Source organism: Pseudomonas sp. FP597 (assembly GCF_030687435.1).
Taxonomy (GTDB): Bacteria; Pseudomonadota; Gammaproteobacteria; order Pseudomonadales; family Pseudomonadaceae; genus Aquipseudomonas; species Aquipseudomonas lactucae.
On the sequence record NZ_CP117432.1, the window covers coordinates 417,241 to 431,712 of the forward strand.

Sequence of the window (14,472 nt, forward strand, 5' to 3'; positions counted from 1 at the left end):
TTCGGGCTGGGGTAGTGGAGTTAGCCCTTAGAATGTGGGTGATGCCGGCGCGGATAGTCCGCCATGGCAACCTGCCTCACAAGAGAGCAAATTGCATGCCAGTGCGCCAACATGGGTTTTTTGCGCCAAAAGCGACCCTATAAAGGTGCGTAGCGACAAATGCCTGAAAATAGCGCACCGCAATGTGGCGCGGTCGCCTGCAAATGCACCTCTTTAGTGCGTTGCGACTGACGTGCATATTAACTGGTTAAACCTTGAGCGATTTCCGCTATAATCCGCGCCCCCCTTTTTCAGCAGGCCCGGCGCGCGCTGTTTCCATGAAATTAATCGTTAAAGTCTTCCCCGAAATCACCATCAAGAGCCGACCGGTACGGATGCGTTTCATCCGTCAGTTGGCCAAGAACATCCGTGCCGTGCTCCGCGATCTGGACCCGGCTGTGGTGGTGAATGGCGTGTGGGACAACCTCGAGCTGGAAACCCGCCTGACCGACGCCAAAGCCTTGAAGGACATGACCGAGCGCCTGAGCTGCATGCCGGGCATCGCGCATTTCCTGCAGGTCGACGAGTACCCGTTGGGCGACTTCGACGACATCACTGAAAAATGCAAGCTGCACTTCGGCAACTCGCTTGCCGGCAAGATTTTTTCGGTGCGCTGCAAGCGTGCCGGCAAGCACCCGTTCAGCTCCATGGATGTGGAAAAATATGTCGGCAGCAAGCTGCGTCGCGAGTGTGGCGCCGCTGGAATTTCCCTGAAAGCGCCGCAAATTGAAGTGCGCATGGAAATTCGCGACCAACGGTTGTTTGTGATCCACAGCCAGCACAACAGCATCGGCGGCTACCCGCTGGGTGCCCTGGAACAGACCCTGGTGCTGATGTCCGGCGGTTTCGATTCCACGGTGGCGGCCTACCAGATCATGCGCCGCGGCCTGATGAGCCACTTCTGCTTCTTTAATCTGGGCGGGCGTGCACATGAATTGGGCGTGATGGAAGTCGCGCACTTTATCTGGAAGAAGTACGGCAGCTCCCAGCGCGTGCTATTTGTGAGCGTCCCGTTCGAGGAAGTGCTGGGCGAAATTCTCGGTAAAGTCGATAACAGTCATATGGGCGTAGTATTGAAGCGTATGATGTTGCGCGCTGCGTCCCGTATTGCCGATCAACTGCAGATCGACGCGCTGGTGACTGGCGAAGCGATTTCCCAGGTGTCCAGTCAGACGCTGCCAAACCTGTCGCTGATCGACTGCGTGACCGAGAAGCTGGTATTGCGCCCGCTGATCGCCAGCCACAAGCAGGACATCATCGACCTGGCAGAACAAATCGGCACCGCCGACTTCGCCAAGCATATGCCTGAATATTGCGGGGTCATCTCGGTGAACCCCAAGACCCACGCCAAGCGTCACCGCGTGGAGTACGAAGAACAACAGTTCGACATGGCGATTCTGGAGCGTGCGCTCGAGAACGCCAAACTGGTCCCGATCGATCGCGTGATCGATGAGTTGGGCCAGGATGTGCAGATCGAAGAAGTCAGCGAAGCCCTGGCCGGCCAGATCGTCATCGACATCCGTCACCCGGATGCCGCTGAGGACGAGCCGCTGGACATCGCCGGCATCGACGTACAAACGCTGCCGTTCTATGCACTGAACGCGCGTTTCAAGGAACTGGATAACAGCCGTCAGTACCTGCTGTATTGCGACAAAGGCGTGATGAGTCGCCTGCATGCCCACCATTTGCTCAGTGAGGGGCATGCCAATGTGCGCGTTTATCGACCGAGCTAAGAGCCCGGGGCTGTTTGCCTGTGGCCTGCGTCACCGGCCCCCCGACTCTGCCGTCAAGCTGTAACGGCAAGGCCTGACTCTACTGTTAATCGCTGCCACGACCTGTCAGCACACCGAATCCTCTGATCGAGATACACAAGTGATCGAAAATCTACGTAACATCGCCATCATTGCTCACGTTGACCATGGTAAAACCACCCTGGTAGACAAACTCCTGCGTCAATCCGGCACCCTGGAGCGCAACGAGCTCAACGACGAGCGCGTGATGGACTCCAACGACCAGGAAAAAGAGCGCGGTATTACCATCCTGGCAAAAAACACCGCCATCAACTGGAACGGCTACCACATCAACATCGTGGATACCCCGGGCCACGCCGACTTCGGCGGCGAAGTAGAACGCGTAATGTCGATGGTCGACTCCGTTCTGCTGCTGGTTGACGCTCAAGACGGCCCTATGCCGCAAACCCGTTTCGTGACCAAGAAGGCTTTCGAAGCCGGCCTGCGTCCGATCGTGTGCATCAACAAGGTTGACCGTCCAGGCGCGCGTCCGGACTGGGTTCTGGACCAGATCTTCGACCTGTTCGACAACCTGGGTGCCACCGAAGAACAGCTGGACTTCAAAGTCGTCTACGCCTCGGCCCTGAACGGTATTGCCGGTCTTGACCACACCGACATGGCTGAAGACATGACCCCGCTGTACCAGTCGATCGTCGACAACGTACCTGCGCCGAAAGTTGACCGTGAAGGTCCGTTCCAGATGCAAATCTCGGCACTGGACTACAACAGCTTCCTGGGTGTTATCGGCGTTGGCCGTATCGCTCGCGGCAGCGTCAAGCCGAACACCCCGGTTGTGGCTATCGGCGCCGACGGCAAGAAGCGTAACGGTCGTATCCTGAAGCTGATGGGGCACCACGGCCTGCACCGCATCGACGTCGAAGAGGCCTTCGCCGGCGACATCGTGTGCGTCAGCGGTATGGACTCGCTGTTCATCTCCGACACCCTGTGCCAGCCAGACAACGTCGAGGCGATGAAGCCTCTGACCGTTGACGAGCCAACCGTTTCCATGACCTTCCAGGTAAACGACTCGCCGTTCTGCGGTAAAGAAGGCAAGTTCGTGACCTCCCGTAACATCAAGGAGCGTCTGGACAAAGAGCTGCTGTACAACGTTGCTCTGCGCGTTGAAGAAGGCGACTCGGCTGACAAGTTCAAGGTCTCCGGCCGTGGTGAGCTGCACCTCTCGGTACTGATCGAAACCATGCGTCGCGAAGGCTTCGAAATGGGTGTTGGTCGTCCGGAAGTGATCATCCGTACCGTTGACGGCGTGAAGCAGGAACCGTTCGAAAACGTCACCATCGACACCCCTGAAGAATCCCAGGGCAAGGTCATGGAAGAGATGGGCCTGCGTAAGGGCGACCTGACCAACATGGTGCCGGATGGCAAGGGCCGTGTACGTCTGGAATACAACATCCCTGCTCGTGGTCTGATCGGTTTCCGTAACCAGTTCCTGACCCTGACCAACGGTGCCGGCATCCTGACCTCGATCTTCGATCGCTACGACACCATGAAGTCCGGCGACATGTCCGGCCGTCAGAACGGTGTACTGGTATCGGTAGAAACCGGCAAGGCGCTGACCTACTCCCTGGAAACCCTCCAGGCGCGTGGCAAGCTGTTCGTTGAACACGGTCAAGAGATCTACAACGGTCAGATCGTTGGTCTGAACAGCCGTGACAACGACATGGGCGTCAACCCAACCAAAGGCAAGAAGCTCGACAACATGCGTGCTTCGGGTAAAGACGAAACCATCGCTCTGGTTCCACCTGTTCGCTTCACCCTGGAACAGGCCCTGGAATTCATCCAGGACGACGAGCTGTGCGAAGTCACGCCTAAGTCGATCCGCCTGCGTAAGAAGATCCTGGATGAAGGCGAGCGTACCCGCGCTGCCAAGAAAGCCAAGAACTGAGTTAACTCAGGCTGAATGAAAAACGCCCCCGGTCGAAAGGCCGGGGGCGTTTTTTTATGCCTGCTGGTTTTATGGTGCCTGTACCGGCCTCATCGGGAGCAAGCCCCCTCCCACACTTGAATGTGTTCACAAATCAAAATGTGGGAGGGGGCTTGCTCCCGATGAGGCCCTTCAAAACACTACAAACCCTGGATCAGAACTTGTCGAGGGTCTTGAACTTGGTCTCGCGCACCACTTCCTTGGGCTTGTACGCGCAATACCCCGGCCGCGGCCCGATCTTGGGGTGGTTGCGGCAAGTATCCGGGCGCTTGTCATAAATAGTGCAGAAGCGCGTCTTACGATCCAGATACAGGCAATCGTTGTTGCTCATGCGCTGCAGGGTAAAAATTTCCGACTTGGAGTTGTAGCGCTCGACGATGCCTTCCTTTTGCAGCCGCTTGGCGATGTTCTTCGGCGGGTCGCCGCGCTCGAATTCATCGACGATGCCAATGCGGATCAGGTCCTTGATCTTCACCTCAACCGGCAGCGTGCAGCAGCTGGATACGCAGCCACCGCACATGTGGGCGGAGTATTTCTGCCAGGTTTCGAGGCGGTCGAGTTCCGCGGCGGCGATCAGTTGAGGCTTCATCAAGGTTCCAGGGTGAGGCGGTATCAGGGCGCGCGATCATACCGGGATTGGTGGTTTTTTGAACAATATTTTCAAGATTTCATCTCCAGTCATGATCGGGCACGGCCCCTGCATCTAATTCACGCATTGATGAATGAGTTAAAAAACTGACGAACCGCAGCCTCTACCGTTTGTCAGACCGTCTAGGCTCTAGCAACTCCTTCTATCTCGCCCGAGGTCGCAATTGATGTCTCAGGAACCACTTGCACGAGAAGCAGAGGTAGCCGCATTTCGCGATGCCGTCTTGACCAAACTCACCTACGCGGTGGGCAAGGACCCCGATCACGCCTTCGACCACGACTGGTTCGAAGCCATCGCCCTGGCCGCCCGTGACCAGATGGTCGATCACTGGATGGACCACACCCGGCGTATCTACCGCAAAGGCCAGAAGCGGGTCTATTACCTGTCCCTGGAATTCCTGATCGGCCGCTTGCTCTACGACAGCCTCAGTAACCTTGGGGTGTTGGAGATCGCTCGCGATGCGCTGGCGGAGCTGGGCGTCGACCTGGAGCGCATCCGCCTGCTGGAGCCCGATGCGGCGCTCGGCAACGGTGGCCTGGGTCGTCTGGCGGCGTGCTTCATGGAAAGCATGTCGACCCTGGGCATCGCCGGCCACGGCTATGGCATTCGTTATGAGCACGGCTTGTTCCGCCAGGCGGTTGTCGATGGCTGGCAACAGGAGCAGACCGAACGCTGGCTGGATTTCGGTAACCCCTGGGAATTCGAGCGCGCCGAGGTGATTTACCCGATCGGCTTTGGCGGCAGCGTCGAAACCGTGGCGGACGCCTCGGGCAAGATGATCCAGGTGTGGTCGCCCAACGAAACTGTACGTGCCGTGGCCTACGACACCCCGGTAGTCGGCTGGCGCGGCGCCAGCGTCAATACCCTGCGCCTGTGGCGCGCACGAGCGGTGGAAGACCTGCACCTGGAACGCTTCAACGCCGGTGACCACCTGGGCGCAGTTGCCGAAGTGGCCCGCGCCGAAAGCATCTCCCGCGTGCTTTACCCGGCCGACAGCACCGAAGCGGGGCAGGAACTGCGCCTGCGCCAGGAATACTTCTTCGTCTCCGCTTCCCTGCAAGACTTGCTGCGCCGCCACAAGAACATGCATGGCTCGGTCCTGAGCCTGGGCGAACACGCCGCCATCCAGCTCAATGACACTCACCCGTCCATCGCCGTGGCCGAACTGATGCGTCAATTGGTGGACTTGCACGACATCCCGTGGGAAGCCGCGTGGGACGTCACCGTTGAAACGCTTTCCTACACCAACCACACCTTGTTGCCCGAGGCATTGGAAACCTGGCCGGTCGGCTTGATGGAGCGCATGTTGCCCCGGCATATGCAGATCATCTACCTGATCAACGCCCAGCACATTGATTCGCTGCGAGCCAAGGGTATCCACGATTTCGACGTGCTGCGCGCCGTGTCTCTGATCGAAGAGGACAACGGCCGCCGCGTGCGCATGGGGAACCTGGCGTTCCTCGGTTCCCACAGCGTCAACGGCGTGTCCGGCCTGCACACCCAGCTGATGCGCAGCACAGTGTTTTCCGAACTGCACAAGCTCTACCCGGAGCGCATCAACAACAAAACCAACGGCATCACCTTCCGCCGCTGGCTGTACCAGGCCAACCCCAAGCTCACGTCGATGCTGGTGGACGCCCTGGGGCCGGACATCCTCGACAATATGGAAACGCGCCTGGGCGAGCTGGAAACCTTCGCCGAGAAACAGGCATTCCGCAAAGCCTTCGCCGAGCAGCGCCTGCACAGCAAGCGGGCGCTGGCCGAGATCATCCACGAGCGCCTGGGCATTTCGGTGAACCCGGCGGCGATGTTCGATGTGCAGGTCAAGCGGATCCACGAGTACAAACGCCAGTTGCTCAACCTGCTGCACACCGTGGCGTTGTACCAGGCGATCCGTGCCGAGCCCGAAACCGACTGGGTGCCGCGTGTGAAAATCTTTGCCGGCAAGGCTGCAGCGAGTTATCACCAGGCCAAGCTGATCATCAAGCTGACCAACGACATCGCCCGCACCGTCAACAACGATCCGACCGTACGCGGCTTGCTCAAGGTGGTGTTCCTGCCCAACTACAACGTCAGCCTGGCCGAGAGCATCATTCCGGCGGCGGACCTGTCGGAGCAGATCTCCACCGCCGGTTTCGAGGCATCGGGCACCAGTAACATGAAGTTCGGCCTCAACGGCGCGTTGACCATCGGCACCATGGACGGCGCCAACGTGGAGATGCACGAGCGCGTGGGCGCCGAGCACATGTTTATCTTCGGTCTCAGTGCTCAACAGGTCGAGGCGCGTAAACATGCCGGTGAATTCAGCGCCGGGCCCGATATTGCTGCGTCCCATCGTCTGAGCGATGTGCTGCAGGCGATCCGTGGCGGGGTGTTCTCGCCGGACGATCCGGGCCGCTACGTGGGCTTGATCGACGGCTTGATCGACTACGACCGCTTCCTGGTCTGCGCCGACTTTGACTCGTACTGGGACGCCCAGGCCAAGGTCGAAGCGCATTGGCACGACTCCAAGGCGTGGTGGCGTTCGGCAGTGCTCAATACGGCGCGGATGGGCTGGTTCTCGTCCGACCGCACGATCCGCGAGTACGCTACGGAGATCTGGAAAGCGCTCGACTAAACACCGCAATACAACATGTGGGAGGGGGATTGAACCCGATGGCGGAGTGTCAGTTTGCAGATATGTCGACTGGTCCACCGCTATCGGGAGCAAGCCCCCTCCCACATTGGCTGCGCGTCGATATACTAGGCCCCGGTTTGCCCACCTCGGGCTGCTCAGGGAATATCGACGATGCAATGGATTTTCATGCTGATTGGCCTGGTGCTCGGCTGGACGCTCGATGAGTCGTTCTATGATGCGGGCATCGGTGCGCTGCTGGGGTTGGGCATTGGCCAGGCGATTGGCCTGTCGAAGCTGTCATCCAAGGCAAATCAACAAGCGCTCCAGTTGGAAACCACGCAAAAGGCCCTGATCGCGCTGGGCGAGCGGCTGCGGCAATTGGAAGTCCCCGCGCCACCTGGCAGCGCCATTGTCGAAGCTCCCGTCCCGCAATTTACCCCCGAACCCGCACCTGTCGCCCAGGCCCCCGAGCTTGTCTGGGAGTTGCCGGCCGAATTGGCGCCCGTTGCCGCCGTTGCCGAACCGAGCCAACCGCTGCCGGATGATGTCTGGGTCGCCACCCCACGTCTCCAGGAACCTGCCGCCCCGCGTGGCCCCAACCTGATCGAACGCGCCATCAGCGGTGCGCGCAATTGGCTGTTTGGCGGCAACACTGTGCTGCGGGTCGGTGTGGTGCTGTTGTTCCTCGGCCTGGCGTTCCTGCTGCGCTATGCCACGGAAGGCATGGTGGTGCCGATCGAGCTGCGTTACGCCGGTGTGGCCGCCGCCGCCCTCGGCCTGTTGGGCCTGGGTTGGTGGCTGCGGCTGCGTAACAGCAATTACGGGTTGATGCTCCAGGGCACCGGCATCGCGGTGTTGTACCTGACGGTATTTGCGGCGATGCGCCTGCACCCGCTGATCGACCCCGGCGCGGCCCTGGGCCTGCTGGTGGCGGTCACGGTGTTCTCGGCGATCCTGGCGGTTACCCAGGACGCGCTGGGGTTGGCCTGTGCGGCGGCACTCGGTGGTTTTGCCGCGCCGATCCTCACGTCCACCGGTGCCGGCAACCATGTGGCGCTGTTCAGCTATTTTGCCCTGCTCAATACCGGCATCCTCGCCATTGCCTGGTTCAAGGCCTGGCGTTTGCTCAACCTGATCGGTTTTGTCGGCACGTTCGGCATCGGCTTCGCCTGGGGCATGCGCTCCTACACGCCGGAGCTGCTGTGGAGCACCGAACCGTTCCTGATGGTGTTTTTCCTGATGTACCTGGCCATCGGCCTGTTGTTCGCCCGGCGCAAATTGCAGGAAATGGGCGACGCGCCCGAGGGCCGTGATGCCTTGCTGCGCTGGTCGGCGGCCAAGGGCGATTATGTCGACGGCAGTATGCTGTTCGGCCCGCCGCTGGTGGGCTTTGGCTTGCAATTCGCATTGGTGCAGCACTTGGAGTTTGCCGCTGCGTTCAGCGCGTTGGGCCTGGGCATTATCTATATGGGCCTGGCGCGGTTGTTGAGCGGCGGGCGTGCCTTGCTGCTGGCGGAAACCTGCCTGGCCCTGGGCGTGATCTTTGCCAGCCTGGCGATTCCGCTGGGCCTCGATGCGCGCTGGACCGCTGCAGCCTGGGCAGTGGAAGGCGCCGGGATCTTCTGGCTGGGTCTGCGCCAACAACGACCGTTGGCGCGAGCCTTTGGCTTGTTGCTGCAGTTGGGCTCGGCACTGGCGTTCCTCAGCGAGTTGCGCATCGGCGAGCACACCTTGCTTGATGGCGCGCCACTGGGAGCCTTGCTGCTGGGCGCGGCGTTGCTGTTCAGCTTCCAGCAGTTGCGCCAGGCGCCCGGCGAGCAGGCGGCGGATTGGGAGCGCCGCGGCCTGCCGGTCCTGGCGAGCCTGGGCCTGGGTTTCTTGTACCTGCTGGCGCCGTTGCTGTTGCTGACCCAAGGCACCGCTGTCAGTTGGGCCATCGCCGGGTTGGTGACGCTGTTCATCGGTCTGCGCATTGGCTCGCGCACCTTCCTGTTCGCTGCGTTTGCCGTGCAGTTGTTGGGTGGCGCGTTGTTCCTGCTGCGTTTGCAGGGCGGTGAGGGCGCGGCGGTATTCGATGCCGGCTGGAGCGGCTTGCTCACGGCCTCGCTGATCGGCCTGGCCTTGATCGGCGGCATGCTGCTGGCGGCGCGTGACGACATGGTGCGCAACGATGTGCGCCTGTTGCGCGGCCTGTCGGTGGTGCTGCTGGCCGGACTGGTGCTGATCAACCTCGCCGTGCTGTTCGTGCTGCCGTGGGAAAGCGCCAGTGGCGTCTGGGCGGCCAGTGGGTTGTTGATCATCTGGTTGAGCCTGTATCTGCAACAGCGCGTGAGTTTTATCTTCGGCTTGCTGCTGCAACTGATCGGCGGTGGCTCGTTCCTGCTGGCGGTGCCGGACCTGCTCGGGTCTTTGAGCCGCGACGCATTGAGCCCACTGGCCCACAGCGGTTTCTGGACACCCATGGTGCTGGGGCTGGCCGCCATGGTCGGCGCCTGGCGCTTGCAGCGTGAGCCCCATGCACCCGTGTTTTCGGTGCTCAAATTGCAACGTTTGTCCGATTTGCTGCTGGTGTGGGGCGCGGCCTGGTGGACGATGGCCCTGGCCGGCGAAGTACTGCGTTTTGTTCCCGGCGAGCTGCAAGGCGCCTTCCTGCTCGGCATCGCTGCCATCAGCGTGGCGATCTGGACGCTGCTGGCGACACGCCTGCGCTGGGCGTCGTTGGGCATGCTCTGCACCTTGCTGATGCCGGCGGCGGGCATCGTGCTGCTGGCCTCGGCGCACACCTATTACCACCCGGCGGCGCAGTACGGATGGTTGGCGTGGCTGGCGGTGTTTGCGGTGCATTTCATCTCGCTGCGGCGCTTGGCGGCGGTAGTGCCGGGCAGGGCGCTGAGCATCGCCCATGTAGTGGGCTGCTGGATGCTGATCGGCGTGCTGGCGTTGGAACTGCGCTACGGTCTGCTGCGTTTCTCGGCCGAATACAACGCCTGGCGCTGGTTGGGCTGGGCGGTGCTGCCAAGCCTTTATCTGGTGCTGGCGGCTGCGCCGCGCAACTGGCCGTGGCCGGTGTCGGCGTATCCACGAGAGTATCGCGTGCTCGCGGCATTGCCATTGGCGTTGCTGATGCTCGGCTGGTTCTGGCTGGCGAACAGCTTCAGCGACGGCACGGCTGAGCCGTTGCCCTATGTACCGCTGCTCAACCCGCTGGACCTTGGCCTGTTGTTCGCGTTGCTGGGTGTGTACGTGTGGTCGCGCGGCGTCGCGCCGCAACGCGGGCCAAGGGCCGAGTTGCTCGCCCAGGGTGTCGCGGGGCTTTCACTGTTTGCGTTCTTCACCGCACTGGTGATGCGCACGGCTCACCATTGGGGCGGCGTCCCCTTCCAGCTGGACGCGTTGCTTGAATCGATGCTGGTGCAAGCCGGCCTGTCGATCGTCTGGACGTTGATCGCCCTGGGCCTGATGATCGGTGGCCATTTGCGCCATCGTCGCGAAGTGTGGCTGATCGGCGCGGCGCTGATTGCGCTGGTGGTGGCCAAGTTGTTCTTTGTCGAGCTGAGCAATCGCGGCGGCCTGGCGCGAATCGTGTCGTTTATCGGCGTGGGCGGGTTGTTGCTGGTGGTGGGCTACTTCGCGCCGCTGCCGCCCAAACGTGTCGAACCTGTGCTGGAAACTGAAGGAGCAGCCTCTTGATCGGTAAGTTGAGCGTGGCCCTGGTGGGCCTGTGTGCGGCGGTGTCGGCGTGGGCTCAGGAAGTCCCGGCGGATTTCGCCAGCCGGGTGCCGCTGAGCGTCAGCGGCAACGGCCCCTGGTATCGTCTTGAGTTGCCATTGGACGTGCAATTGAATGCGCGTCAGGCGGACCTCGGTGATGTGCGCGTCTTCAACGCTGCCGGTGAGCCTCAGGCGTATGCGCTGTCGCGCCAGTCGTCCCTGCGCACCGAAAGCCGCAACGTCACCGACGTGAAGTGGTTCCCGCTGTACGCCGCCGACACCCAGCAGGCCTTGCCCGGTGTGGTGATGAAAACCACCGCCGAAGGCACCCTGGTGGAAATCAAACCGAGCACCGCCGCGAAACCGGGCAAGCAGGTCCTGCGCGGCTGGGTGCTGGACGCCAGCGCGATCAAGGCGCCCTTGCAGCAGCTGAGTCTCGATTGGAGTCGCGAGCGGGACGGCTTCCAGCGTTTCAGCATGGAAGCCAGCGACGACCTGCAACATTGGGAATCCTGGGGCGATGGGCAAGTGGCGCGCTTGTCGTTTGCCGACGAGCGGGTCGAGCAGCATGACGTCAGCTTGCCGGGGCAATCGGCGCGTTACCTGCGCCTGGTATGGCAAGGCCAGGCGGCGCCGCTGTTGACTTCGGCCAAACTGACCAGCGCCACCAGCAGCAGTCTGCCGATGCCGCTGGTGTGGTCGCAGCCGTTGGCCGGCACGCGACTCAGTGCCGGCGAATACAGCTGGCAGCTGCCCACGGGGCTGAATGCGGAGCGCTTGCGTATTGAGCTGCAGCAGCCCAATACGCTGGCGCCGGTGACGTTGTCGGGGCGAAGTGATGCCAAGCAAGCGTGGCAGCCCTTGAGCAGTGGCCTGTTGTACCGCCTGACCCAGAACGGCCAGGACGTGGTGCAGGATGAGTTGCAGTTGCCCGGCCAGGTGGTCAACCAGCTCAGGTTGCAGGTGGATGAGCGCGGCGGTGGCCTGGGTGCTCAAGCGCCAGCCTTGCGCTTGGCGGTGCGCACGACCCAACTGGTGTTCCTGGCCCGTGGAGAGCCGCCGTTCAGCCTGGCGTTGGGCAATGCCTCGGTGAAGGCCGCGAACCTGCCACTGTCGACGCTGATCCCGGACTACAGCGCCGAGCGCCTCAAGGCACTGGGACAAGCCAAAATAGCCGGGCAGATCGCCGCCACGCCGCCTGCGGTTGTGACGGCTGTCGAGAGCGGGCCGAATTGGAAAAAGTACGCCCTCTGGGCCGTATTATTGCTCGGCGTGGCCGCGCTGGGCGCCATGGCCTACAGTTTGCTGCGCAAGCCGCCGGCGGCAGGTTAGATAAAGTCCATGAACTCTATTGGGTTTTAATCCTCTGATAGGAGGAAATACGCCCCGACTCGCGTTAAACTGCGCGGGTTTTCAAGCCCCCCATTCTCCGGAGCCTTACATGTCCCGCGTTACCTTGAGTCGCTATTTGATTGAGCAGACCCGCAGCAACAACACGCCTGCCGATCTGCGCTTCCTTATCGAAGTGGTGGCGCGTGCTTGCAAGGAAATCAGCCACGCCGTCTCCAAAGGCGCACTGGGTGGTGTCCTGGGCAGCATGGGCACAGAAAACGTGCAGGGCGAAGTGCAGAAGAAGCTCGACGTGCTGTCCAACGAGATCCTGCTTGAAGCCAACGAATGGGGCGGTCACCTGGCCGGCATGGCGTCCGAAGAAATGGACAATGCCTACCAGATCCCGGGCAAATACCCTAAAGGCGCCTACCTGTTGGTATTCGACCCATTGGACGGTTCGTCCAACATCGACATCAACGCACCGGTCGGCACCATCTTCTCCGTGTTGCGCTGCCCGAACGAATACCTGAGCCAGAACGAAGCCCTGAACGAAAAGGCCTTCCTGCAGCCAGGCACTGAGCAGGTGGCTGCGGGTTACGCGATCTACGGCCCACAGACCATGCTGGTGCTGACCCTGGGCGACGGCGTCAAGGGTTTCACCCTGGACCGCGAAATGGGCAGCTTCGTGCTGACCCACGAAGACATCACCATTCCTGCATCCACCCAGGAATTTGCGATCAACATGTCCAACCAGCGTCACTGGGAAGAACCGGTCAAGCGCTACGTCAACGAATTGATGGAAGGCGAAGAAGGCCCGTTGAAGAAGAACTTCAACATGCGTTGGGTCGCTGCCATGGTGGCCGACGTGCACCGTATCCTGACCCGTGGTGGCCTGTTCATGTACCCACGCGACAGCCGCGAGCCGTCCAAACCGGGCAAACTGCGCTTGATGTACGAAGCCAACCCGATGTCCTTCCTGGTCGAGCAGGCGGGCGGCGCGTCCACCGACGGCCACCAGCGCATCCTCGACATCCAGCCCGAAGGCCTGCACCAGCGTGTGGCGGTGTTCCTGGGTTCGAAGGAAGAAGTTGAGCGTGTGACGGCTTATCACAAGAAGTAAGGTCTAACTGTAGGAGCACGCTCGCTCCTACATTTTGAAACAGCCCCGAAACGTTTCAGCGTTTCGGGGCTTTTTCATTTTTGCGGGTATCAGCGGTTTGGCTCTGGTCCAGCTCTATGAAGACGTCGTCGAGGTCCTGATAAAGTCCTGACTCGATTTCCTGCGCGCCTGAAGCGAGTCGTTCCAACATCACTTTTGTTTCTGAAGCGTATAGCTCGAATTTGCTTTCTTCACTCATGAGCTGGAGTCCTCATCCAAGTGCAAACTTTGCGATTTTGGCAGGACAGCGCAGTCCCTGTGCAGAAAAAAGAAATACCACCCCGCATCGGGAACCAGACACCTGTTTTCCCTTCTAAGCTTCTGGCAGATACCCACGCTGCCTTGTCCCTCCAGGAGTTATTCCATGTCGTTACGCCGTCTTGCCCTGCTGACTTTCTGCGTGCTGTTGGCCGCCTGCAGCAAGGTCAATCAAGAGAATTACGCAAAACTGTCGGCCGGAATGCCCAAGGCTGAGGTCGAGTCGTTGCTGGGCAAGCCTACTGACTGTTCCGGCGCACTGGGCATGTCCAGTTGCACCTGGGGCGATAAAACCAGCTTTATCAGCGTTCAATATGCCGGTGACAAGGTTCTGATGTTTTCCGGGCAAGGCCTGAAGTAAACCGGGGCGCAAGCCTGCGGGAGAAGAAGAATGATGCGTTTTGTTGTGTTCCTTTGCGCCAGCCTGTTTTTGGCGGGCTGCGCCAGCCATTCTGGCGATGATCTGCAACCCAAGACTGCCGGCAGCGTCAACCTCAAGCGTTACCAGGGCACCTGGTATGAGCTGGCCCGACTGCCGATGTACTTCCAGCGCAATTGCGCGCAATCCGAAGCTCGCTACACCCTGTTGCCTGACGGCGACGTGTCGGTGTTCAACCGCTGCCTGACCAGCGAATGGAAGTGGGAAGAAGCCAAGGGCACAGCGACGCCGCAAGTGCCCGGCAAGACCGACAAGCTCTGGGTGGAATTCAATAACTGGTTTACCGCCTTGTTACCGGGCGTGGCCAAGGGCGATTACTGGGTGCTGTACGTCAGCGATGACTACAAGACCGCCATCGTCGGCAGCCCGAGCCGGCGCTACATGTGGATTTTGTCGCGCACGCCTACAGTGAGCGCCGATACCCGCGAAGACCTGCTGAGCCGGGCGCGGCAGCAGGGCTATGACACCACTCGGTTGATCTGGCGTACGTCGGACAAGCAGATGGCCAAGACTTCGCAGTAACCCAGAATCACCACA

10 protein-coding genes are annotated in these 14,472 nt (G+C 60.8%); 8 read left to right on the forward strand and 2 right to left on the reverse strand.

Translation table 11 applies throughout. From position 1 onward, the window contains the following. The first annotated feature begins 317 nt into the window (after positions 1–317). Together thiI and typA are read left to right on the forward strand one after the other, a co-directional pair. Complete coding sequence (gene thiI / locus PSH66_RS01855) at positions 318–1,772, forward strand: tRNA uracil 4-sulfurtransferase ThiI (protein WP_141063100.1); 1,455 nt, start codon at positions 318–320, stop codon at positions 1,770–1,772. 139 nt (positions 1,773–1,911) lie between these two features. Beyond that, positions 1,912–3,732, forward strand: a complete 1,821-nt coding sequence (gene typA, locus PSH66_RS01860) for a translational GTPase TypA (protein WP_078822944.1) — start codon at positions 1,912–1,914, stop codon at positions 3,730–3,732. A gap of 193 nt (positions 3,733–3,925) precedes the next feature. Here the strand turns inward: typA and PSH66_RS01865 are convergent, their stop codons facing one another. Beyond that, positions 3,926–4,360, reverse strand: a complete 435-nt coding sequence (locus PSH66_RS01865; RefSeq protein ID WP_003171132.1) for a YkgJ family cysteine cluster protein — start codon at positions 4,358–4,360, stop codon at positions 3,926–3,928. Positions 4,361–4,586: 226 nt separating this feature from the next. Between PSH66_RS01865 and PSH66_RS01870 the strand changes: the two genes are divergently transcribed. The 4 genes from PSH66_RS01870 (at position 4,587) to PSH66_RS01885 (ending at position 13,199) form a co-directional block, all read left to right on the forward strand. Beyond that, positions 4,587–7,037, forward strand: coding sequence for a glycogen/starch/alpha-glucan phosphorylase (locus PSH66_RS01870; protein WP_003171134.1), 2,451 nt, complete (start codon positions 4,587–4,589; stop codon positions 7,035–7,037). A 171-nt stretch (positions 7,038–7,208) separates the two neighbouring features. Further along, on the forward strand, positions 7,209–10,727 hold the full coding sequence (locus PSH66_RS01875; RefSeq protein WP_305428277.1) for a DUF2339 domain-containing protein: 3,519 nt from the start codon (positions 7,209–7,211) through the stop codon (positions 10,725–10,727). After that, positions 10,727–12,079 carry a DUF3999 domain-containing protein gene (locus PSH66_RS01880; RefSeq protein ID WP_305429564.1) on the forward strand — a complete coding sequence of 451 codons (1,353 nt, stop codon included), beginning with the start codon at positions 10,727–10,729 and terminating at the stop codon, positions 12,077–12,079. Before PSH66_RS01875 ends, PSH66_RS01880 begins: the two co-directional genes overlap by 1 nt. A 109-nt stretch (positions 12,080–12,188) precedes the next feature. Further along, a complete protein-coding gene (locus tag PSH66_RS01885; protein WP_003171139.1) occupies positions 12,189–13,199 on the forward strand; it encodes a class 1 fructose-bisphosphatase in 1,011 nt (336 codons plus the stop codon). 55 nt (positions 13,200–13,254) lie between these two features. Here the strand turns inward: PSH66_RS01885 and PSH66_RS01890 are convergent, their stop codons facing one another. After that, on the reverse strand, positions 13,255–13,437 hold the full coding sequence (locus PSH66_RS01890; protein WP_141063098.1) for a hypothetical protein: 183 nt from the start codon (positions 13,435–13,437) through the stop codon (positions 13,255–13,257). Between the two features lie 165 nt (positions 13,438–13,602). On the opposite strand from PSH66_RS01890, the gene PSH66_RS01895 reads away from it, so the two are divergent. Both PSH66_RS01895 and PSH66_RS01900 read left to right on the forward strand, forming a co-directional pair. Further along, a complete protein-coding gene (locus PSH66_RS01895) occupies positions 13,603–13,857 on the forward strand; it encodes a hypothetical protein (protein WP_003171143.1) in 255 nt (84 codons plus the stop codon). 30 nt (positions 13,858–13,887) lie between these two features. Beyond that, complete coding sequence (locus PSH66_RS01900; RefSeq protein ID WP_003171144.1) at positions 13,888–14,457, forward strand: lipocalin family protein; 570 nt, start codon at positions 13,888–13,890, stop codon at positions 14,455–14,457. The last annotated feature ends 15 nt before the right edge of the window (positions 14,458–14,472 follow it).

Coding starts and splice junctions, on each gene's coding strand:
- PSH66_RS01895 (WP_003171143.1), top strand. CDS start 13,603: ATGTCGTTACGCCGTCTTGCCCTGCTGACTTTCTGCGTGCTGTTGGCC.
- PSH66_RS01865 (WP_003171132.1), bottom strand. CDS start 4,360: ATGAAGCCTCAACTGATCGCCGCCGCGGAACTCGACCGCCTCGAAACC.
- PSH66_RS01875 (WP_305428277.1), top strand. CDS start 7,209: ATGCAATGGATTTTCATGCTGATTGGCCTGGTGCTCGGCTGGACGCTC.
- PSH66_RS01885 (WP_003171139.1), top strand. CDS start 12,189: ATGTCCCGCGTTACCTTGAGTCGCTATTTGATTGAGCAGACCCGCAGC.
- PSH66_RS01890 (WP_141063098.1), bottom strand. CDS start 13,437: ATGAGTGAAGAAAGCAAATTCGAGCTATACGCTTCAGAAACAAAAGTG.
- thiI (WP_141063100.1), top strand. CDS start 318: ATGAAATTAATCGTTAAAGTCTTCCCCGAAATCACCATCAAGAGCCGA.
- PSH66_RS01870 (WP_003171134.1), top strand. CDS start 4,587: ATGTCTCAGGAACCACTTGCACGAGAAGCAGAGGTAGCCGCATTTCGC.
- PSH66_RS01900 (WP_003171144.1), top strand. CDS start 13,888: ATGATGCGTTTTGTTGTGTTCCTTTGCGCCAGCCTGTTTTTGGCGGGC.